Origin of the sequence: Tannerella serpentiformis (assembly GCF_003033925.1) — a bacterium.
Classification (GTDB): Bacteria; Bacteroidota; Bacteroidia; order Bacteroidales; family Tannerellaceae; genus Tannerella; species Tannerella serpentiformis.
This window is the reverse complement of the sequence record NZ_CP028365.1, coordinates 641,212-664,077: the sequence shown is the minus strand read 5'-3', so window position 1 is coordinate 664,077 and position 22,866 is coordinate 641,212. Positions and strand designations below refer to the sequence as shown.

The window sequence follows — 22,866 nt, the reverse complement described above, 5'->3', positions numbered from 1 at the left end:
ATAAGTGTATTAAAGTTTTCACACACGCAACTGTCTAATAATGAGCGGAATACTAGAAACTCTACTATAAGAATTCAATGTTAAATACTGAAAAGCATCTCTAAAAATCAGGCTCTTATATTGATGCGGTTGCTCTGGGTAAGAAGATCAAAGGAAGGAAAGAATATATTGTTGTAGATACACTTGAACTTCCCCATAAAACAAAAGAATAGGATTTAAGTGCTTGTCAGTGAGTGGATGCTGATAGCTCTACTCACCCAAAGGGAACGAATAGGAAACGAGCGAGATTCTCCTGCTTTCGTCTCTTTGCTGTAGTCATAAGACATCTCATTTCTCGCCCGCAAAGGTGCCTAAATCTTCGGCATGTGCTACTTTCTCATCAAGCAGTTTTGCCAAACACATCTCGCCTCATTTTGGAGATAAGTATCTTTGTCATCGAACTCATGTAATCATTAGAACGAAGGAACATCATATGTCAATAATAGACAGGCGCAAAGCTGTGTTGGCAAACAAACAACGGAATAAGAGGCCAGCCGAACGATTGGAGAAAGCTGAGATAACCCTTTCTAAGCAGTGCTATAACGAAGTACAATCTCAGTTGGGGAGTCTTACGAATGCGGCCGAAATATTAGGTCTCAACATGCACGGATTGATTGTTCCAACCAGATAGTCTACAGCATATGAAAACGATCTATGATATTCTCAAAGAGTTCAGAGATGAATCCTTTTCGGAAAAGTATAAGGGGATACGGTTCGAGCGTTTGATGCGTGCATGGCTCAAAACAGACCCGAGATATACGGGCCTATTTGAGACCGTCTGGCTGTGGGAGGAATTTCCTTTTCGCGATGAGTTGGGAGGGACAGATACTGGAATTGATCTTGTCGCAAGAACTTATTCGGGCGACTATTGGGCTATCCAGTGCAAATGTTATGCTGAAGATACGGTAATCGACAAATCGTCCGTGGACTCCTTCTTGGCAACCTCGAGTCGGACTTTCAACCACCATCAAACAGCTTTTGCCCATCGCCTGTGGATTGCAACAACCAATCATTGGGGTAGTAATGCAGAAGAAGCTATTCAGAATCAGAATCCCCCTGTATCTCGCGTCAACCTATATGACCTTGACCACTCTTCTGTAGATTGGGAGAAACTGTTCCAAGGAATCGAGGGCAGGGAGGCTTTATCAGCTAAAAAGCAACTCAGAGAACATCAGCGGGAAGCCTTAAAAGCGGCCCATGAACACTATCAAAGTAGTGATCGTGGAAAGCTGGTCATGGCCTGTGGTACAGGGAAGACTTTTACGTCGCTAAAAATGGTCGAGCATGAACTTTCCGGCAAGGGGCTTGTGCTGTTCCTCGTTCCAAGCATTGCTCTCTTGGGGCAATCGCTGAATGATTGGATGGCAGATGCCGCTTATCCTATCAAAGCAATTTGCATCTGTTCCGACAGTCGTGCTTCACGCAAGATAAAGCGTAACAACGACGACGATGAATCCGATAACTCAATCGTAGACCTAGCTCTCCCTGCCTCTACAAATACCAGCTTCATCACCAAACAACTCATAGCGTACCAAATACACGATGGCATAACGGTGGTATTCTCTACCTATCAAAGTATCGACATCGTGGCCGAAGCACAGGCCGCCATATTGAAAGATACGAACGGTGAGTTTGGCGTGTTTGACTTTATCGTTTGCGACGAAGCACATCGCACCACAGGCGTGAAAATCTCCACGAAGGATGAAAGCGACTTTACCAAGATTCACAGCAATGAATTTATTCAAGGTAAGAAGCGCCTGTATATGACGGCTACGCCTCGCCTCTATGGTGAAAATGCCAAGATCAAAGCGAGCAAGAACGATTGCATCCTTTGCTCTATGGATGACGAAACTATCTATGGCAAAGAATTCTATCGGGTTAATTTCTCCTACGCTGTTCAGAATGGTATTTTGACCGATTACAAGGTGCTGGTACTTACGGTCTCGGAAGATATGATTCCAGAAAAGCTGATGGAGCAGGTCAAAGATCGGCATGTCAAAGAGCTGAACTACGATGACACGGGGCGATTGATCGGAGTCATCAACGGCTTATCGAAAAAGATCTTAGGCGATAAGGGAATTACTTGGGATGCTGACCCTCGCTTAATGCGCCGCGCCATTGCTTTCACGTACAAGATAGGACGTGTTAACGAGCCAGGAACTTCTAAAAACATCGCAACCGTACTGCCAAAGATTTCCGATATCTATAATGACAGTCTGCCACATGAGGAGCAAACGGGCGTTGTGCATATCTCGGCTCGCCATGTAGATGGTAGTATGGGGGCAATAGAACGAAACGCTGCTTTAGCATGGTTAGCAGAGGATACAGATGATCCTCAAGAGTGCCGTGTTGTGACCAATGTGCGCTGTCTATCCGAGGGTGTAGACGTCCCGGCTCTGGATGCCGTGCTCTTTCTCTCCGCACGCAACTCGCAGGTAGACGTGGTGCAAAGTGTAGGGCGTGTGATGCGTTCTTTTCATCGAGGACAAGTTGACGAAAAGAAGTATGGCTATATCATCATTCCCGTTATTGTCCCTGAGGGCACCAGCCCTGAAGAGGCATTGAACGAAAGCACCTCTTTTTCTGCTGTCTGGGATATTCTTAATGCCCTCCGTTCGCATGACGACCACTTTAATGCCCATGTCAATACCATCGCTCTAAACAAAGATAAAGGGTCTAAAGTGACTGTGGGGCTACCCGGCTTAGGGCAAATCGGTATTGGACAACATTCTTTTGCCGGCGACGGTAACGACAATCAAGACGCACAACAACTTTCTCACCAAGAGATTGCCAAGCAATTGGAACTGCAATTTGGCTCGATCCGAGAACAGATCTATGCTAAGCTCGTAGAGAAGTGTGGCGAACGCCTCTATTGGGAGAATTGGGCGGCAGAGGTGGGCGAGATTGCCAAGAAGTACATCGCTCGTATCTCTCGACTTGTATTGGGTAACAATGACAAGTTCTCCTCTGAATTTGAGATATTCGTGAAGACTCTTCAGAAGAACCTCAATCCAGGCGTCAATGCGGAGCAATGTATCGAGATGTTGGCGCAGCACCTTATCACGCGCCCCGTCTTCGATGCTTTGTTTACCGACTATCAATTTGTTAGTAACAATTCTATCTCTTCCTCTATGCAGAGGATGATAGAGCTGCTCGAGACCGAAGCGGTGGACAAAGACCTCGTAGAGCTTGATAAGTTTTACGAATCGGTACGCATCAATGTGGGCAAGATTGATAATCTGGAGGGCAAGCAGACCATCATTAAAAACCTCTATGAGAAGTTCTTTAAGCGAGCCTTCCCTTTAACGGTTGAGAAGTTGGGGACGGTGTACACCCCAGTTGAATGTGTTGACTTTATCATCCACTCGGTTGGCGATGTATTGAAGAGTGAGTTTGGATCTGCCCTAACAAATGAGCATGTGCACATACTTGACCCCTTTATTGGTACGGGCACATTCATCACACGCCTTTTGCAATCGGGGCTTATTCGCCCTGAGGATATGGTGCGTAAATACACGTCTGAGATTCACGCCAATGAGATAGTCCTCTTGGCTTACTATATCGCCGATGTCAATATCGAAAGCGTATTTCAAGAACAATGCCCTCAGACAACCTATCTCCCCTTCGATGGACTCTGCCTCACCGATACCTTTCAACTGGGCGAAAACAACGACCGTGACCTCTTCAAAGAGTTCTTCCGAGAAAATTCTGAGGCAGTAGAGTCCCAACGAAGCACACCAATACGGGTCATTATCGGGAATCCGCCCTATTCTATCGGGCAGAAGTCGGCTAATGATAATGCCCAAAACCAAAGTTATCCTATTCTCGACCAACGCATTTCCAACACCTATGCAGCATGGCTCAACGGCAGGTCTCTCCAAAGGCCTTTACGATAGCTACATCAAAGCCTTTCGCTGGGCTACCGACCGTCTTTCACCCGAAGAGGGTAGCGTTATCGCTTTCATCAGCAACGGAGCGTGGATAGACGGCAACAGCCACGATGGGTTCCGTGCCTCCCTGCAAAAGGAGTTTGATAAGATTTATGTCTTCAATCTCCGAGGCAACCAACGCACAAGTGGCGAGCTGTCTCGTAGAGAGGGTGGCAAGATCTTTGGTAGTGGTAGCCGCACGCCTATTGCCATTACCATCTTGGTACGCTATCCCGATGGCAAACGATTAAATGCATGCCAAATACATTACCACGACATAGGCGACTACCTCAGCCGTGAGGATAAACTGCGCATCATTCGTCAAGCAGGGTCATATAAATACTTAGAGTGGACAACGATAACACCCAATGAGAAGAACGACTGGATCAACCAACGTGATGGACTCTTCGATACTCTCCTGTCCCTTGCGCCGGCAAAGAAGTTTGACGCAAACGCACAGAGTGTGTTCTCAACTTATGCCACAGGGGTATTATCTAGCCGAGATGCTTGGGTTATTGGTTTTTCTAAAGAGCAGGTAGCTGAGAATATGCAGTCTATGATTGCATTCTATAATGAACAGCTGGGCAAGAATGTATTCTCTGAAGATGAGACAAGGATCAGCTGGACAAGAGCACTTAAAAGAGACTTGGGAAAAGAATTAAAGCATTCTTTCGATGCCACTGCTTTTGTACAGAGCTCCTATCGTCCTTTCTGTAAACAACAGCTCTACTATCATCGTCCTTTTATCGAAAGTCCAGGCACCTTCTCTTCACTGTATCCACAAGGCAAAGCCAACCTGATCATCACATTAAGTGGTGTAGGTAGTTCAAAAGGTTTTTCGTGCCTAATAACAGACAAAATTGCAGATTACCAGTCCCAATATAATACCCAATGTTTCCCTCTCTATTGGTATGAAGCAAACAAGGGGATGCAATCTCAAGACTTTTTTGGGGAAGAGAGCTCTGAACGCTGGATAAAGCGAGATGGCATCACAGATTGGTTCTTGAAAGAGGTGCGTAGCCGCTTCTCGGGAGCAAAGAACCTGACGAGGGAGGACATCTTCTATTATGTTTACGGATTGCTGCACAGCCCCGATTACAGAGAACGCTTTGCCGATGACCTCCGCAAGTCATTGCCCCGTATCCCGATTATAGAACGCGTGGAAGACTTTATAGCATTTAGCAAGGCAGGGCGTGCCTTAGCTGATTTGCATTTGAAGTATGAAGACTATGCCTGCGAAGCAGACGTGGAGGTGAAAGAGCGAGAGCGTGATACTATGGATGATTACGCTTACTACGCGGTGGAGAAGATGCGTTTTCCTAGCAAGGGCATGCGTGGCACGATTATCTACAATGCCCGTATCACCATCGAAGGCGTTCCCGATGCAGCCTATGAATACGTAGTCAATGGGAAGAGCGCCATCGAATGGGTAATGGAGCGCTACGCCATTACAACCGATAAAAAGAGCGGTATTAAAAACGATCCCAATCTCTGGTCTCGTGAACATGGCAAGCCACGTAACATACTCGATCTATTGCTTTCCATCATCTACGTGAGCCTTGAGACGCAGAAGATTGTGAAAACTCTGCCTAAGTTGAATTTCTAAATAAAAAGGCGACAAATAAGATGAACGATCCCAAATTGGATAAAATCATAAAAATGAATACAAAATCAGTCAAATTAAGAGCATTTAGAATCAGTCAGACTAGCGAATTAACTTCAGATGACAGCGCACTGATATCCCTATTGCAGCAAGTGTTAACCTCAAGATCGATTGTTCAAGATCGAAGTATGCGACTTAATCAGAATGAGAACGAAGAAGATGTTATGCCTTTCTTTAAATGGAATTCAGAAAAGAGCTTTGTGTTTGGCTTGGTGATGAGGGTTCTAAAAAATGATATCACGCAAGGGATACCAAGCGAATTCTATAATAGAGATTCTTTTTCTATCTCGGACATAGATGGAACGGAAGGAATTGATACTTGCAAAAGTTTTTATTACATAGCGCTTAATAAGGATTTTCTTATTACCAATCTTAGAGGAAATCTACCTGTGAATAGAGTGGAGGCGTACCTTAATTTTCTTGTCAAAGAACAACGACGGGTAATTTATAGCTTTACACCAGTTATGACGATTCCAGAAGGATTTCCGCTGTATAAAATTAAAAAAATATCAATTGGAGATGGAATTTCATTGCGAACATCAACAGGAGGAATTGGGAGTACGATAAAATCATTGTCAAAAGATGTTCTTTCCCATCTGCTAGGAGAAAATCCCGACCTTACAGAGTTGATGAAAAACGATATAATACAAGCGAGTTTGATTATTAAATTTCGAAAAAGGCCCGCAGAGATGACTAAGGAGGAGTATGAACGACTACTTGGGCAGATAGCACATCCGCTATCAGACGATAAAGAATTTTATATAGAGACGAAACAAGGTAGAAAGATAACAGGAGAAGAAATTCGTCGAGAAAAACAAGTAGTAGTAGATACGACTGAAACTGGTAGATATAATGAAATCAACCTGATGCATGAAATGGAACGCTTTATTACTGAATTAGTAAGAGAATGACTCGTAGTATAATATATAGAATAGTGCTATCTTTACTTGTCGGGGCATGTATTGCTTTTGCTAGTGATACTCCAAAAGGGAGTATTTCGGATACGCTTTTTACGGTACTCGGGATAGTATATTCTATTGTTATGAGTCTACTTATCACCTTCTCTACATCTGGTATAAAGAATGCCGAATATAGAAAGGTGATAAAAAAACTAATCAACAAAAAAATCTCGCTAACCACAGTAGATTTCTTTATACCCGTATTGTTTTATTTGAGCATTTATATCGAAAGACTGCCTAGTGGTTTTGTTGGACCTATTCATTGTTTTATTGGTGCTATTGTTGTTTCTTTGGTCAGTTTAACCCGAGCTTTCTTTTATATCCGAAAACTGAATGACGATATCGAAGAGAAGATTTTTGAAGAGCAAAAGCAAAATCTTTAACACCTATTCATTTTTGATTGTTTTAATCTACCCATTTTCGGCACTTACAATGCATAACACCTCTTGTTTGATGCGCTTATAATTAGTTCCAATGATCTCATTGAGATTGTTGGAGCCATCTTCGCATATGAACTCTGTTATGATAGAGATAGGCCCGTAAGTCTTATAGCATTAGCTGACACTTTGGCTGTATCGGCCACAATCTCCGCATGGAAAATCTTCTACTTGATGTGCGCGTCGAAGTTGTCGGACGCGGCGCCGACAAACGTACCTTGCCTGAGATCGGAGATCTTGTTTACCGGAATCATACTGTCCATTTGCATATTGATCGAGGTGGATACGTCCTGACGTTTTGCAGGACTCTGCCGAACCGTTTGGAGAGTGTCTTGGTGGTCTCGCCAATAACCTACCCCGAAAGTATATTCCCGACCGTGTTCCGAATTACCGAACTTTCCTTTTCACTGTAGTCGCACGTAGGCTGTGAAAAGTCTTGGAAACCGAGGCGAACAGCCAGTTTATTGCTGCGTGCCGTGGTGATCAGGTCGTCGAACCGTGGACATAGATCGTCGATAGCTCGTCGATGACGACCGAGTTTTTGAGCTATTTCTTGTTGATCAGCCTCACAATACGTGAGTCCTACAGGTTTGAGGGCGGCCGAGTAGAAGTGGAAGGCATCCAATTTCGAGGAGCGAACAGGTGTTTTCTTGGGTCGATTCATGGGGTTGGTTTTTCATATAAGATTAGGTGGCGACTTTGGAGCCGAACCGCCGCGGAGTGAAGGCTCCGGGGGCAAGGCGTTTTGTAGCACAAAACGGTTTTTGTGGCACAAAAATACACCTTGCCGGGCCCCAGAATAGGAGGTGCCCGTACCCTGAACACTTGCACTCAATACATGCAAGTGTTCGGGAGGGCATTGCACGCTAAGCGTACATGTGTTCAGAGCTTCCGCCATAGTTCGATGCTGTCCTTGTACCCGTCGAGATGCTCCCGAAGCACGCGCTCGACATAGCCCGAGATGCTGGCGCCTCGCAGACCGATCCTGCGGACAACGAAGTCTAATCTCTGCTGGGTCTCGTCAGAGACGTAGACCGCCTTGCGGTGACTGATGCGTGCGGGTTGGAGGTATGTCTCTCGAAATGCGGCTAAATCCTCCTTGTGACTCTTGGCTTTTCGAGGGACCGAAGCGGGAGCGGCTGAGATGACTTCTTCCTTAGGCTCATCCGCCGGAGGAGGATCAAGCGGGCTTCTTTCCAGCTCGATCTCTGCGGGCGGATCAAAGAAGGGTGACTCTTCTACTGTGCGACGTTTGACACCATAGTCGCCCAGTTCTTTCAGTTTGGCGGTCAAGACGGCCTGCCGTTGTTCTGCTGTCATCTTACCGTCTGCGGGCGGATCAAAGAATAGCGATTCTTCCACCTTGGCCTCCGCCTCCACTTCCGCCTTGCGCTTGGTTTCGGCATTGCCGCCCATCGCTTCCTGTTTAGCTGCCAATCTGGCGCGCCGTAGTTCTTCTATCGTCATACCGATGGCTTTTGAGTGGGGTTATAATGTCGGTCGAGCAGGGCCTGCAGGTCGCTCTGTTTACAAGAGGATCTTGCCGCCGATTTTGTAGAAGGCCAAAAGGCCACGGCTGCGGTACTCCTGCAGCGTGCGGGTGCTGAGCTTGAGCCGCTCGCAGACCTCCTCGCCGGTGAGATAAATCTCCCCGGCGAGCGTGGGTCGGGCCGAGGCGCAATAGCGCTCCAGCTTCTTCAATACGCCCTCCATGAGCTGGACAAACAGCTGCATTTGAGGGCTTTCTTCCGTAATGATTGCATGTTCTTCCATAGTTCATTCAGCTTTTGAGTTCAGTAATTCAGCGATGTCTCCGGCTTTGTAATAACACTTGTGCCCGACCATGGAGAAGGGGATTTTACCCGTATCTCTCAAGGTCTGCAGGGTGCGAGGGCTGATGTTCAGCCGGCGGCATACGGCGTCGTTGTCGAGCCATTCGTCGACCTCGGGCGGATTGCCAATGAGCCGCTCGATACGGTAGATAAAGTCGGTAAAGGCGGAGCGATGTCGCTCCCAAGCCTTACCGTCTACAAGGATGATTTGCATGGTGTTTTTGAAATATGAGGTTGTATAATTGGATTGGAGCAACCAGAGTTGCCAGCGTCACTTTCGATCCAGCGGACCCGTCAATCGAGTTGCCAGCATCACTTTTTCTCGAGCGTCCCCTTTCTCGGCGGACAGACCCGCAAGGCACGGCGTAGCCTCTGCGTCTGCTCGCTGCCCATCAGTGGACGAAGCTCTTGCGAGAGTGCAACCACACCGAAACGCACCAGCGCCAAAATGAAGCGAGGGACACTGGAGGCTTACAAGCAGACCTTCCTTGTTCCTGTCAAACTGACAGATCGTCGGGCGGTCTATTTGAGTAGGGCGACACAAGAGCGCGCCGACTTCGTTGTCCGTCGATTGGGAGACAGGGGCGCCAATCTGTCGAGCTTCGTGGAGCGCATTGTGCGCGCCCATTTGGAAGACTACGCCGAGGAAATCGAGGAATGGCGAAAGCTGTAATCCAAGCACACTGATTCATCAAAGAGTTCACGAACGATATGCAACCTAACAAGCAGTAACCATCTGAATGCAGGGCACGCAGTGATTGTAAGAAATACAGCGGGTACGTACCGGAGGTGACGACGGTAATGCAAGACGTCAGTTTGTTCCCACAAACTGCACTTGCTCCCCCGCCCTGTCCGGACGTGTGAGAGGGCCGTAATCACATCCGTTCTCATCGCCCACAACCATAGAATAAGCACCACAAAAAAGACCTATCCACATGAAAAGACACCCTAAAAGGGAAGACAAGAAGACAAACAAGACCGCCTTTATCAAGGTCAGATGCACGGCCGAGGAGAAGGAGCGGATCCGTTCGAGAGCCACGAAAGCAGGGCGGAAGTACTCTGACTACTGCCGCGAGATGTTGCTCAGCGGATCCGTCATTGCCGTCCCTCCGATGGGCGACAACGAGAAGGAGGCGCTCGCCATCCTCCGTCAGACGACGCTATTCTACGCGCACATTTCTAACCTGATTAAGGTCAAGGACGCCTCCTGGGTAGACGCAACGAAGGCACTCGCCACCTATGCCAAGATCGCTTTTAAGCGGTTCTTCAGCCCCCATCCGCTCTGCGTTCACACACTTCCAAGCCGAAAGCCAAATCGAGAGAAGCGCATCAAAAACGCCTGTAATTTAAATAGTCATAGTAACATTGCAGCCTCAAATGACAAGCGCCCTTTGTTTGTGCAGATTCTAGCAACCCCAAGCGCTTCGCTCGTTTCTACTTCGTTACCCGTCCAATGCCTACGACCGACTAACTTCTTCTTTTGCAGAGGGATATTTCCGAATAGTTTTCTACACCAGCTTTTTTACCTCTCACGTGATCAAATCTTGATGACGCATGAGTCTTTTTATCTCTTACGTGAACAAAATTCGATGACTCAAGAGCTTTTTCACCTCTCACGTGATCAAATTTTGATCACGTAGAAAACTATTCGGGAATATTCCCCTGAAAAAGAAGAAGTTACTTGGTCGTAAGCATTGGATAGGTAACGAAGTAGAAACGAGCGAAGCGCTTGAGGTTGCTGGAATCTGCACAAACAAAGGGCGCTTGTCATTTGAGGGCGCAATGTTACTATGACTATTTGAAAAACAGGCGTTTTTGATGCGATTCTCGCGATTTAGCTTTCGGCTTGGGAAAGGTCGGGATGGATGGAGTGGATGAACGTCGAACATCATATCCCCCTTCCTCTCCTCTTCTTCTTCACGGCTTGGTTTCTTAAGCGCCGTTGCCATGCGATCTCGGCATAGTCTGCGCCGTGCGTCTGCAGGGTTGTGACTTCGCCTACCTCCGAAAGAAGGCTGCCTGCGGTGTCTAAGGCGGTGTCCACAGTGGAGACCGCGACTTGTGCGATAGGTGTACTGTCGTTCGTGGATCTCATGGAGGAATGGCTGGATTGGATGATGGGCTTCTGTGCATTGCCGGACTCGAATTGCTTCGGCAGGGTTCGATAACCGAACTCACGGCCGATCTCGGAGGCCTTGAAACTGTGATCGCCGTAGGTGAACTTGAGTCCGTAGACTTTCCCCTGTTTGTTTTTCATGCGGTCAATCGTGACGCCGCTTTGGTGGAGTTCGTAGAGGAACACGGAGTGACCCGACAGGCCTTTCCTTTTGTGCTTCTCGAGCAGGGCGTAGCAGATGTTCCGAACCTGCTGCTTCGTTCGCTCTCTTGCGGGATCGGCTTGGACTTTCCGATGCGGTCGCGCAGAGTGGACTTCGTTGGCGATGGTCAGCCCGTACTTGTGGATGAGATTTTCGGCCACTCTGGCTGCCCGATTGCTCACAAAAGTGGTGTCGTAGACCTGCCCGCCAAGGCTGATCCGATTGGCGATGATATGGATGTGTAGATTGTCGGTGTCTTTGTGCGTGACGGCCACCCACTGGTGATCGTCCAATCCCATCTGTTTGGCAAAGAGCAAGGCGAGGCGGTTCAGAGTTTTGAACGTCATCAGTGGCTCGTCTTTCGGGGCGATACCGATCTCGATGCGCAGGAACTTGTTTTTGCAACGGCTGTTGTAGTTGTTGATCAGCCTCATCTCCTCGTGAATTTCCTTTGGCGTTTCGCCGCACAGGTTGTGGAGGGCGAGAATTCGGCCGAGTTTGCCTTCGCGAAAAACATACTCCAGCGCGTTACTTCCATGCGCGATGGCCTTACACTTTGCGATCATGGTCTTCGATATTTAAGCGCTTAAATACCTCTTCGTCGACCCGATAGTGGGGGCTGAAAAACCGCTTAAACGCGACCTTGGCATAGGTGGCAAGTGACTTTGTGGCATCTACCCAAGAGGCGTCCTTGACCTTGATCAGGTTGGAGATGTGTGCGTAGAACAGCGCCGTCTGACGGAGGATGGCGAGGGCCTCTCTCTCGTTGTCGCCTATCGGAGGGACGGCGATGACAGATCCACTCAGCAACATCTCACGGCAGTAGTCGGAATACTTCCGTCCTGCGTTCGTAGCTCTCGAGCGGATCTGCTCCTTTTCCTCAGCCGTGCATCGGACCTTGATAAAGGCCGTCTTGTTCGTCTTCTTGTTTTCCTTTTTGGGGTGTCTTTTCATGTGTGCTGTCTCTTTTCGTGGTGCTTATTCTATGGTTGGGGGCGATGAGAACGGATGTGATTACGGCCCTCTCTCTCGGCCTCCCAAGGCCGGGGGAGCAAGCGCAGTTTGTGGGAACAAACTGACGTCTTGCATTACCGTCGTCACCTCCGGTACGTACCCGCTGTATTTCTTACAATCACTGCGTGCCCTGCATTCAGATGGTTACTGCTTGTTAGGTATGCATATCGTTCGTGAACTCTTTGATGAATCAGTGTGCTTGGATTACAGCTTTCGCCATTCCTCGATTTCCTCGGCGTAGTCTTCCAAATGGGCGCGCACAATGCGCTCCATGAAGCTCGACAGATTGGCGCCCCTGTCTCCCAATCGACGGACAACGAAGTCGGCGCGCTCCTGTGTTGCCCTACTCAAATAGACCGCCCGACGATCTGTCAGCTTGACAGGAACAAGGAAGGTCTGCTTGTAAGCCTCCAGTGTCCCTCGCTTCATTTTGGCGCTGAAGCGTTTCGGAGTGGGTGCACTGTCGGCAGACGTTCGTAGACATCTACCTGGCCCTTTGCCGAGAGAAGGAGGCGCAGAAGGACAAGACGCTTAGTCTGTTTCAATAAGAGGCTACAAAGACAGCTACAAGAGATGCGCCCACTGATGGGCAGCGAGCAGACGCAGAGGCTACGCCGTGCCTTGCAGGTCTGTCCGCCGCGAAAGGGGACGCTCGAGAAAAAGTAACGCTGGCAACTCTGGTTGCTCCAATCCAATTATACAACCTCATATTTCAAAAACACCATGCAAATCATCCTTGTAGACGGTAAGGCTTGGGAGCGACATCGCTCCGCCTTTGCCGACTTTATCTACCGCATCGAGCGGCTCATCGGCAATCCGCCCGAGACCGACGAATGGCTCGACAACGACGCCATATGCCGCCGGCTGAACATCAGCCCTCGCACCCTGCAAACCTTGAGAGATACGGGCAAAATCCCCTTCTCCATGGTCGGGCATAAGTATTATTACAAAGCCTGTGACATCTCAGAATTACTGAATTCAAACGCTGAATGAACGATGGCAGAGCATGCAATCATTACGGAAGAAAGCCCTCAAATGCAGCTGTTTGTCCAGCTCATGGAGGGCGTATTGAAGAAGCTGGAGCGCTATTGCGCCTCGGCCCGCCCCACGCTCGCTGGAGAGGTTTATCTCACTGGCGAGGAGGTCTGCGAGCGGCTCAAGCTCAGCACCCGTACGCTGCAGGAGTATCGCGGCCGCGGCCTCTTGGCCTTCTACAAAATCGGCGGCAAAATCCTCTACAAACAGAGCGACTTGCAGGCGATGCTCGACCGGCATTATAACCCCATTCAAAAGCCTTCGGTATGACGATAGAAGAACTACGGCGCGCCAGATTAGCCGCTAAACAGGAAGCGATGGGCGGCATGGGCGGCAATGCCGAAACCAAGCGCAAGGCGGAAGTGGAGGCGGAGGCCAAGGCGGAAGAATCGCTATTTTTTGATCCGCCCGCAGACGGTAAGATGACAGCAGAACAACGGCAGGCCGTCTTGACCGCCAAACTAAAGGAACTGGGCGACTATGGCGTCAAGCATCGCACAGTAGAAGAGTCACCCTTCTTTGATCCGCCCTCAGAGATCGAGCTGGAAAGAAGCACCCCAGCTCATCCGCCGGAGAAAGCAGATGAGCCTAAGGAAGAAGTCATCTCAGCCGCTCCACCCGCTCCGGTCCATCGAAAGGCCAAGAGCCACAAGGAGGATTTGGCGACGTTCCGAGAGACATATCTCCAACCCGCGCGCATCAGCCACCGCAAGGCGGTCTACGTCTCTGACGAGACCCAGCAGAGATTAGACTTCGTTGTCCGCCGAATTGGTCTGCGAGGCGCCAGCATCTCGGGCTATGTCGAGCGCGTGCTTCGGGAGCATCTCGACGGGTACAAGGACAGCATCGAACTATGGCGGAAGCTCTGAACACATGTACGCTTAGCGTGCAATGCCCTCCCGAACACTTGCATGTATTGAGTGCAAGTGTTCAGGGTACGGGCACCTCCTATTCTGGGGCCCGGCAAGGTGTGTTTTTGTGCTACAAAAACCGTTTTGTGCTACAAAACGCCTTGCCCCCGGAGCCTTCTCTCCGCGGCGGTTTGGCTCCAAAGTCGCCACCTAATCTTATACGAAAAACCAGAGCCCCATGAATCACCCCAAGCCCCCCGAAATGGGACGCTAGCATCAAAGCCGACCCGGAGCTAAGGGAGCGATGAAAGGGAAGTGAAGGGGGCGATGCCGTTTGTCCATACGAAAATCGGGCAGACCCGAGGGACTTTCATCCCTTCGGCCTGCCCGATAACAGTTCGCTAGCACGCAGCTTTTACACAGCGAGCCTCCAACGCTAATTCTTGATCAACTTCTCGGTATAGGTCTGTCCGTCTTTGATCACACGCACGAAATACAGCCCTGCCGGAAGTCCCGCGATCGGGATCTGGAAAGTCGGCTGATTCGTCTGGAATGATCTCAGCATCGCCAGCCCGCTCCAAAGTTGGATTTCATACGTGCTCGTCGTGCCCATTGCCGAGGGCGATCCTGGGGCGCGCTGTTCGCCTTCCACCCCTGTCAGTTTGAGCGTCACCACATCCACGGCCGGGTTGGGGGAGAGGGTGAAATGGTATTTTGACGAGATATGAACACTGACATGTGCTGTCGTTCCCCTGCCACACTGATCTATTGCCGTCATGCGGAAGCTGCCAACCCCCTGCTTTATGGGACTGACGATTACAAGTGGGGCATGCCCTCTTAAGGAAATAACATCTGGCGTTTCATTATGCAATTCCCAGGTAACATCCATCACGTGTTTACTTCCTCTCATCGCGGCAAATTCGACGGTGTTATTTAATCCCAGACCTCCGAGCAGGTCGATGTGCAACGATGTTGAGGGACTAAATGGTGTGTCATGATCTTCTCCCTTGGCTCGTACAAGCGTCTTGACAGCTCCTGCCCAGACCTCTAAGGGGAGGGTTATATTCAGATGGGCTGAGCGTAAGGTTGCCCTTATCGTACATTCTCCCGAACCGTTTTTCCTGAACACAGCAGTTCTCGTTCCCTGCCCGGAAACCAATTGTAAGTTTCCATTGCTTGTACTCCATTGTATGGAAGTTCCGGACGGAAGATCTTGGATGGTATATGTCTCCTGACTACAAACGACAAAGGGACCAGAGATAGCAAATACTGAATTAACAGCCTTGTATGCGTCAATAAGACCATAACCGTAAGTGTGATCAAATCCAGGAGCTCCCAAATCCTTGGCCGTATTCTGTAGAATTGTTCGCACTTGTGCCTCGGTCAAAGCGGGATTCGCAGATAACATCAATGCTGCAACACCTGCAACTTGTGGACAAGCAGCAGAAGTCCCATTAAATTTAAGATAGTAATTACCAGTATAGTAGCCCAAATCACCCATTCTATCCGTTGTAACAACATCTCCGGGGGAACCTCCACTGGGAGCAACTAAATCCATTGAGGCGCCACGTTGACTGTAATTACGAATAACACCTCGATTGTCGATTGCTCCGACGGTAATAACCCCGTCTACATTGCCTGGGAAAGAAACGTCTTTTATGCTTGGATAGCCATTTCCAGAGGCGAAAACAACGACACATCCCTTCCCATTGCGACCATATCTTCTTGCGTTGTTTATGGCTGAAGTGATATCGTTAGAGGCAGGTCCTCCTCCCCAAGAACAACTAAGAATGTCCGCTCGTTGCCATGCCCATTTAATGGCCTCTGCAATTTCAATATTAGAACCAAAACCACCGGAAACAATCTGGTTTAGGTAATCCAAAATGACATAATCCGGTACGATGTTTACAGGGAGTATATTGATATTACTCGCTACACCTCTTATCCCAATAGAATTGTTTGTAGCGCCTATTATTCCGGCACAAGCCATTCCGTGGCCTTTACATGTAGATGATATATTCCCAGCATTTTGTGGAACTCCATATCCATTTGGATTACGAACGGTGTATCCCTCCAAAACTCGGTTACCCATATCTTCATGATTCCGATCTACACCTTCATCTATTACTGCAACTTTTATATTGGGGCTCCCATTCGTGATCTGCCATGCCGGCTCGGCATTGATATCAATACCTCTAATTCCACCATTCGGTCCGGTATTCTTTAGATAGTATTGAGCAGAATAAAGCGGATTATCCAACTTGTAGTCTGATAACATTTCTGGTTCACACCATTCAATTTCGTTTAAAGTGTTCAGCATTGCTATCACGTCCAATACATCTTTGGAATGATTCAGATGGCATCTCAGGATATACCTAGATCCATCCTTTTGCTCTACGGACACTTTTCCATAAAACTTCTCCAAGATGGGATCAATCATTCGGCCTTCTTTCATAGAAAGTACAATCCGAGGCAAAACAACAATTTTGCATTGATCTGGGTTTCTGTATACGTCGGAAACATAACCCAATGTATTTGCAACTGCTTCTTCTGCTGAAACAACAAGAAATCGGTTGGTGGAAATCTTATCGAATGACTTTACTATTTTTTGCTGCTGCCGAACACTCAAGGTATCTTCCATCGTCCTTTCGCTTACGACATCCTTTGTCTGTATAAAATACATCGTGCGGTCGGGTTTCAAATAGATATATTCCGATCCATACTGGTAACCAAGCTGAGCATATGTATTTATGCACGAGAGCATTAATACAATGGCTGATATGATTCTTTTCATCACACATTAATCATTACAAGGTTCAACTTCTCCAACATATTGAGGCCATCGATGGTCTGCTGTGGCAGGGCCACTCCATTCCTCATACCTGATAATTCTAAAACGTACCACATCTCCGATTTTTAGTTTGGGACTAAAATCACCTCTATTAAAGGTAATGGTAGAACCTATAGATAAATCTCCGCCAAATCGAGGAGTAGACGTGATTTCGATAATGTTATATTGCTCAAGTCCAATGCCAACCAGAGTGAGCACTTTTCCAGTATAGCATTGGGAGACGTCTTTTCCTTTTTCGCACCCTCCACCTGCCAGTAGAAGAAAGAGAGCGCTAATCCACAAAATGAACTTCGCCTTCATTTCTCATCATGTTTTCCGTTAATCACAAACTCCGCATTCGGATCGATTTATCTCGCTGCGCCTCCGGGGTGCGGTTCCTAAGGGCGCCCTGATAAGTCTGGCGGAGTATTATCTATGGTTTTCATATAAATAACCCGTTGAATATTCGACACAAATATAGCATATATAGTTGTAATACGAAGGTTATTTTCCATAATTCTTGGCGTTTTACTCTCAAAAGATCTCTTTTTCCTACAAATCAAACTTTTTATTCGATGAAAAACTTCGCTCTCCCCTGATTCCCGCTTCTCGTATCCTATAGAACTTACAGAGAGGGAAAACTTTCTGACAAGTGATCATTCGTCAGTTACTTGTCAAGTCCGATATGAGCGCGAAGGAAACACCCTCCGCCATCGACAGCATTTCGATAAAAGGAAGCTACGTAATCATCGAAGGGTAGGCCTCCGTAGCCGTTGCGGAAGTTTCGCAGGCTTCAAAACTTTTGCTGTGACGTTTGTCGAAGATTTTGGCGTCCTTTGCGGGCGAGAAATGAGATGTCTTACGACTACTGCAAAGTAACGAAAGCAGGAGAATCTCGCTCGTTTCCTATTCGTTCCCTTTGGGTGAGTAGAGCGATCAGTGTCTACTCATTGACAGATACTTGAGCTCTAACTCTTTTGTTTTATGGGGAAGTTCAAGTGTATCTACAACAATATATTCTTTCCTTCCTTTGATCTTCTTACCCATAGCAACTGCATCAATATAAGAGTCTGATTTTTAGAAGTTCTTTTCAGTATTCAACATTGAATCCTCATAGTAGAGCTCCTAATATACCACTCATTATCAAGCAGTTGTGCGTGTAAAAACTTTAATACACTTATCAAGAAAAGGTATGGCTTTTTGACTACACCTAACTCCCCCCCAGTCACGCTTCTTTCATCGCTTTATACCTGTTGTAGTCATGTAGTAAGATCTAATCGATGAAAGGAAAAAAGTCTACATTCTCACCTTAAGCCAGCCATACAGGAATCACTCTGACGCCGCTTGTTGCTTCCGGATCAGCTTGTCCATGTCTTCTGAGATCTTTTTGTCCGTCACCTGCGCATAGATCTGAGTGCTGGATATGGACGCGTGCCCCATCATCTTGGCGATGCTCTCTATCGGGATGCCTGCGCTGAGCGACAACGTCCCGAACGTATGACGAGCCATGTGGAAAGACAGGCGTTGTCTGATGCCACACGCCAGCCCCACAGTGCTCAGTTTGTTATTCATCGTACTGCGGCTGCAATCGCGTGGAAAGACAAGGCACTCGCCTTTTTCTTTCATCGTCTGACCCTTTCTTTCTTGGCATCTGCTAAGGATCGCCTCCGCAATCGGATGTAACGGCACGATAGACTCCACTTCCGTCTTCTGCCTTTCCTTGCGGATATACCTCCTACCGTCGGCCGACGTTTGGATATGAGAGAACTTCAGGCGCTCCATATCCGCAATGGCCAGTCCGGTGAAGCAAGAGAAGAGAAACATTTGCCGGGCTTGCTCTGCTTCTCTATCGTTCACTTTCAGCGCCATGAACTTGGCCACATCGCTCTTTTGCAAGAAGCGAATCTTCCTCTCATCCTTTTCATAGATGGCATCCTCAAAAGGGTTGTAGCGAATGATCCTTTTACTGACCGCACGATACATCAATCGGCTCAGCCAGCAGAGGTGCCGATTAACCGTCTTCGCTGCAAACCGCTTCTTCTTGAGATAGAAGCGGAAATCCTCAAATATAATCCGCCAATCAAAAAGTACAAGGTTTCCAATCAAAAAGTACAAAAACGGGACGTGTTTTTCGCGCCCCGTTTTTTGTATCCCTTTCACACCTCGAAAGGGGGCATTTTCGCCCCTTTTGATCGTCTACTTTACTTCTTGGAAGGTTGTCGAGTAGATCAGATTGAACACGACGATCTTATTGCTGCGCGTCTGCATTGTGGCACGGCTGCGGCTGAGGGCGGAAACCGTATCGCCCAGCGTCTCACCTTGGAGGGCATCATGTAGCTTTTCCACCGTATCGAGCATTTGCAGGGCCATGTCGCGCACCTTTTCAGGGGCGTGGTTGTGCGTTTCGCCAGCCGGTGGAAAGGCCACGCGTAGGGTGATGTCAGCCATTACCAATTGCGTATTCACCTCCACGGCAAGGTCACGGCAATTCGTGTAGTCGATGCTCAGCAGACAGCAAGGCCATTCCACGGGCGGGCGTTCGCTGGATGCGCTCAGCTGCCCGCGGTCGAAGTCTATAAAACGAATCTCGGGCACACACTGCCCGATTCGGTCGCATAAAGCGATAAACAGTTCCTTATTCATTGCCTCTATTCTATTTGATTACAGTATGCCATCGATGGCCTCATCGAGACGCTTTTTGATGCGGTCGGCCATGTCTCGAGAATAGCCCATGAATTGCCGCTTGGGGATATTCATGTGACGCGTGTGCGCCTTTACCGTGCCCGGGGCGTCGCCGGCATCCACCTTTTTCTTATTCGCTTTGCCCTTCGTGCTGCGCACGTAGGACTGTATAGCCACATCCCCCTCGAACCCCTCATTGTGCACTTGTGCGTAGGGCACTTGGGCATTACCGGCTGAGATGACGACCTTATCCGGCCCCACGTAGGCGGGACGGATACTATTCATCAGATTACCGCTTTGCACCAATAGGGAGCCGCTCTTTTTCGGTCTGCCTGGTATCCACGGAGATCCATCGAACCCTTTCACCGCAAAGCGCTCTTTGTAATACTCTACGGCTGTCTCTGACACAATGGCAGGCGCAGTGCTCAAAATCTTTTCCGGTAACGCCTTCAAATAATTCTTGAACTCATCTATATCCATATTCTGTTCCCTGTTTCGTTGTATATTTGCATTGAAGTTTGCAGCCACGGTTAAGGCTGATGGCCAACACCTCGGGGATGTATGGGGACTCCAGCCGACTGTAACAGCTACAGCGTGAGATGCAAATCAATCCCCCAATAAGCCGGAGTCCATCCGGCTTATTTTGTTTTCGGGGCTTTCTTAATCAGCAACCCGCGACGCACATTCTTATCCCTTAGTACATACCACGATTTTAGCATCAGCTTCGCTCGTTCAACTTTTCCAATCACGGCGATCGCCTCATCTTTGTAGTATTTGATCATTATGTAATTGTTGACTGCCCTCACATGGGTGTTCCTATCTTTTCGATCTCGACCAAGCCACACTTCATCAGGCGCATCAGCTACTTCCCGGATGGCATTCAAAAACTCAGTACGGAAAGCCCGTTTCTTTACTATATCTGTAGAGTGCGCAGTAAACGCCTTCTTTGTCATCTGCCACACACGGCCGACATAGTCTTTCACCTTCAATAGTTCCATGCCGGCCTCAATGACTTTATTCGCATCAAACCATTCTTCCGGTGATCCCTTGTATTTGGGTACCTCTTTTTTTGCTTCCTCTTTTAGCACATCGATCGATCCCTCAACGCCCCATTCGTCTGGGGTGATCTGCTCGATCGTCTTGCTGGGCATATCCGTAAAGTTGCGGATATACATCTGATTCTCCGTGAACACCGCGGCCTCATTAGCTCGATTGATGCCGAATCCCTGTGTCTCGCACCGTTTCCATTCGGGCGATTCAAGGTATTCGTCGCATTGCGCACGCATGCCCTCTATATCTAATTCGACCGCCTCATGCCTCATTCTGGGGGTAATGTAGCAACGGCAGTTCCACCCGTTGGGTGGCATAATCTTTTGCCAGCGCGGATCATTGACCGGCAGGATTAGCCCCTCTAAGACTTGGTGCTCCTGCCTTACACGGTTATCTCCCACGGTACGGTATTCCCAAAAGGGGAACACGTTCGTTTGCGCCATAAGGCGCCGGTAGGTGCTTGCCGATTCGGCCACGGATACGGCCGTATTGTACTCCGTGCGCAGCCATTGCTCATTGTAGACCTTTAGCAGCGCTCTGGCTTTCTTTCTGAAATCGCTGTAGCCCTTGCTCTCGCGGAACAGACGGTTTAATTCACTCACTTCGGCCAGTGTTTTGGCGGCTGAGAAATGAAACAGGTTTTGCTCCAAGGCGGTGATGTAAGCATCATCGTTGGCATTGTAGACAAAGCCACTATCAGCCAGACGGACGTCCGCGCGGCGATAGCCCTTTCGCAGTCCGCGGATGAGCTCCGTGTGGGTGTAGGCGAATAGTTCGGCGCTGAAATAAGCGTGGCCCTTTGTCTCAATCGTCTGTCGGATCAGGGCATCCGCAAGCGTGGCTTCCGAGAGTGTGAGGATGTCGGATGTCGCCCGGCCGTATGACCGGGCGGGGACGAAAAAATCGAACAACCGGGTAAAGAAGTTGCCGCGGTCGCGATCCGCATGTTTCACTTTGCGACTTGTCGGCGCATCATCCTCCGATGCCTTTTTGTCAGGCACGGTGGCGTCTGCTTTGCCCTTGTCGGGGGCGGTTTCTTCGTCCGTTTCTTCTTCCTCACTGTCCCCCTCGGGCACGCCAAACAGCGGCTGCGCCTGTCGGCGGGCGATAGGCTCGCCAGGCTCGGGCAGGGGGATGTTGTACTTTTCATGCAGGTAGCTCTGCGGGATGGGTAGGATGTCCGAGAGTTGAACGATTTCGGGCACCTCGAGCTCACGTTTGGCATCCATGTAGCGGAACTTCCCGCCAGTGATCGGATAGCCGCGACGGATGAGCATGGGCACAAAATAGCGATTGAGCATACGCTCCACGAACCGCCTATCGGCGCGGTGCTTCTTTTCTTGAACAGCCATGTGCACCTGCCCTTGCGCCAGCGAACTGCCGTCTACGGTGGTCATCGTCTGCCCCAAAATGGTGATCAGGATTTCCTCCGTACAAGCCTGTCGGAACTCTTTATATAGAAGCCCATTGCCAGACGCTGCGTTGGCTTCCTGCGTGGCCTCTGTCTCTTTGGGGATAACGAGATAAGGCGCCGATCCGGCCGTCTCGAAGGCGCGGATCAATTCGCGGCGGCTGGCCTCGTCCATTGCACTGTATTTGCCGATGCGCAGGGGCATGCCGAACAACTCGACAAACTGCGCCCAGTCGCCAAATCCGCCGCGTTTGTAGATGACCAGTGGCGAGACCTTCAGCAATAGCCCGAGATCGTCGTCTTTGCCCCACTGAATGATCCGATCATCACCGGCGTAGGAGATACCGCGATCATCCGTCTGCTGCCTTACAATCTCTTTCAACTTCGGGCGGATGTGCTTCCGATTGATAGACGTAAAGCGGAAGGCTCGATCCTCATCAAAATCGAACTCATCGACGGAGATACCCCAGAATTTGGCCATCATAATCTCGCCGATCAGTTCCTCGAACTCGACCGTATCCATCAGATCATACATCACATCCACGTCTTTGTTGTCGATCGTGAACGACAGATCGGCGTCTTTGACGGCGTCGATACGTTTATCGATGGCGTCGGCAAGCACGCCATCCAGCAGGATGTCACTATACAGGTCGTAAAGCTTTGTACGGTTGCCATTGTCGGCCATACGCAGTGCGGAGCGCCATGCGGCCACATCGTGGACGGTGCGCACCACAGGCTGCACGATGATCTGCGTAGAGATGGGGCCAGCGGCGGCCTGTTTATGCTTCGTTTTATTGCTCATTAAATGGCGTTTAA

General features: G+C 48.9%; 14 protein-coding genes and 7 pseudogenes. 8 read left to right on the top strand and 13 right to left on the bottom strand.

The window, feature by feature from the left end; translation table 11 throughout:
- Positions 1–680: 680 nt before the first annotated feature.
- From C7123_RS02730 to C7123_RS02720, 3 genes and pseudogenes are all read left to right on the top strand, one after another.
- Positions 681–5,574, top strand: a pseudogene (locus C7123_RS02730) (DEAD/DEAH box helicase).
- Between the two features lie 20 nt (positions 5,575–5,594).
- On the top strand, positions 5,595–6,542 hold the full coding sequence (locus C7123_RS02725; protein WP_069175687.1) for a hypothetical protein: 948 nt from the start codon (positions 5,595–5,597) through the stop codon (positions 6,540–6,542).
- Entirely contained in the window at positions 6,539–6,973 is a 435-nt protein-coding gene (locus C7123_RS02720; protein WP_216820862.1) for a hypothetical protein, read from the top strand. Before C7123_RS02725 ends, C7123_RS02720 begins: the two co-directional genes overlap by 4 nt.
- Before the next feature lie 27 nt (positions 6,974–7,000).
- Here C7123_RS02720 and C7123_RS13270 read toward each other — a convergent pair.
- The 4 genes and pseudogenes from C7123_RS13270 to C7123_RS02700 form a co-directional block, all read right to left on the bottom strand.
- Positions 7,001–7,697, bottom strand: a pseudogene (locus C7123_RS13270) (TraM recognition domain-containing protein); the annotation flags it as partial.
- Between the two features lie 212 nt (positions 7,698–7,909).
- Positions 7,910–8,347, bottom strand: a complete 438-nt coding sequence (locus C7123_RS02710; RefSeq protein ID WP_069176406.1) for a DUF3408 domain-containing protein — start codon at positions 8,345–8,347, stop codon at positions 7,910–7,912.
- 143 nt (positions 8,348–8,490) lie between these two features.
- Positions 8,491–8,800, bottom strand: a pseudogene (locus tag C7123_RS02705) (helix-turn-helix domain-containing protein).
- Between the two features lie 3 nt (positions 8,801–8,803).
- Positions 8,804–9,073: a helix-turn-helix domain-containing protein gene (locus tag C7123_RS02700; RefSeq protein ID WP_069175684.1), complete on the bottom strand. Its 270-nt coding sequence runs from the start codon at positions 9,071–9,073 to the stop codon at positions 8,804–8,806.
- A 198-nt stretch (positions 9,074–9,271) separates the two neighbouring features.
- Between C7123_RS02700 and C7123_RS02695 the strand changes: the two are divergent.
- Positions 9,272–9,532, top strand: a pseudogene (locus tag C7123_RS02695) (DUF3408 domain-containing protein); the annotation flags it as partial.
- 262 nt (positions 9,533–9,794) lie between these two features.
- Positions 9,795–10,136, top strand: a pseudogene (locus C7123_RS02690) (plasmid mobilization protein); the annotation flags it as partial.
- 611 nt (positions 10,137–10,747) lie between these two features.
- On the opposite strand, the gene C7123_RS02685 reads toward C7123_RS02690, so the two are convergent.
- From C7123_RS02685 to C7123_RS02675, 3 genes and pseudogenes are all read right to left on the bottom strand, one after another.
- Positions 10,748–11,743 carry a relaxase/mobilization nuclease domain-containing protein gene (locus tag C7123_RS02685; protein WP_069175682.1) on the bottom strand — a complete coding sequence of 332 codons (996 nt, stop codon included), beginning with the start codon at positions 11,741–11,743 and terminating at the stop codon, positions 10,748–10,750.
- Positions 11,727–12,131 carry a plasmid mobilization protein gene (locus C7123_RS02680; RefSeq protein ID WP_069175681.1) on the bottom strand — a complete coding sequence of 135 codons (405 nt, stop codon included), beginning with the start codon at positions 12,129–12,131 and terminating at the stop codon, positions 11,727–11,729. The genes C7123_RS02685 and C7123_RS02680 overlap by 17 nt, the downstream gene beginning before the upstream one ends.
- 264 nt (positions 12,132–12,395) lie before the next feature.
- Positions 12,396–12,647, bottom strand: a pseudogene (locus tag C7123_RS02675) (DUF3408 domain-containing protein); the annotation flags it as partial.
- Positions 12,648–12,914: 267 nt separating this feature from the next.
- On the opposite strand from C7123_RS02675, the gene C7123_RS02670 reads away from it, so the two are divergent.
- The 3 genes from C7123_RS02670 (at position 12,915) to C7123_RS02660 (ending at position 14,095) form a co-directional block, all read left to right on the top strand.
- The gene (locus C7123_RS02670) at positions 12,915–13,184 is read left to right on the top strand and encodes a helix-turn-helix domain-containing protein (protein WP_069175680.1); all 270 of its coding nucleotides are present in this window, start codon (positions 12,915–12,917) and stop codon (positions 13,182–13,184) included.
- 3 nt (positions 13,185–13,187) lie between these two features.
- Positions 13,188–13,496 carry a helix-turn-helix domain-containing protein gene (locus C7123_RS02665; protein WP_037999286.1) on the top strand — a complete coding sequence of 103 codons (309 nt, stop codon included), beginning with the start codon at positions 13,188–13,190 and terminating at the stop codon, positions 13,494–13,496.
- 152 nt (positions 13,497–13,648) lie between these two features.
- Positions 13,649–14,095, top strand: a complete 447-nt coding sequence (locus C7123_RS02660) for a DUF3408 domain-containing protein (RefSeq protein ID WP_037982636.1) — start codon at positions 13,649–13,651, stop codon at positions 14,093–14,095.
- Positions 14,096–14,513: 418 nt separating this feature from the next.
- On the opposite strand, the gene C7123_RS02655 is transcribed toward C7123_RS02660, so the two are convergent.
- From C7123_RS02655 to C7123_RS02635, 6 genes and pseudogenes are all read right to left on the bottom strand, one after another.
- Complete coding sequence (locus C7123_RS02655; protein WP_069175679.1) at positions 14,514–16,871, bottom strand: S8 family serine peptidase; 2,358 nt, start codon at positions 16,869–16,871, stop codon at positions 14,514–14,516.
- A gap of 6 nt (positions 16,872–16,877) precedes the next feature.
- The gene (locus tag C7123_RS12825; protein ID WP_159049808.1) at positions 16,878–17,228 is read right to left on the bottom strand and encodes a hypothetical protein; all 351 of its coding nucleotides are present in this window, start codon (positions 17,226–17,228) and stop codon (positions 16,878–16,880) included.
- Positions 17,229–18,236: 1,008 nt separating this feature from the next.
- A pseudogene (locus tag C7123_RS02650) lies at positions 18,237–18,977 on the bottom strand (tyrosine-type recombinase/integrase); the annotation flags it as partial.
- Positions 18,978–19,103: 126 nt separating this feature from the next.
- Complete coding sequence (locus C7123_RS02645; protein WP_038001089.1) at positions 19,104–19,550, bottom strand: hypothetical protein; 447 nt, start codon at positions 19,548–19,550, stop codon at positions 19,104–19,106.
- Positions 19,551–19,568: 18 nt separating this feature from the next.
- On the bottom strand, positions 19,569–20,069 hold the full coding sequence (locus C7123_RS02640; RefSeq protein WP_069175302.1) for a phage virion morphogenesis protein: 501 nt from the start codon (positions 20,067–20,069) through the stop codon (positions 19,569–19,571).
- 158 nt (positions 20,070–20,227) lie between these two features.
- Positions 20,228–22,852 carry a phage portal protein family protein gene (locus tag C7123_RS02635; protein WP_069175303.1) on the bottom strand — a complete coding sequence of 875 codons (2,625 nt, stop codon included), beginning with the start codon at positions 22,850–22,852 and terminating at the stop codon, positions 20,228–20,230.
- Positions 22,853–22,866 lie beyond the last annotated feature (14 nt).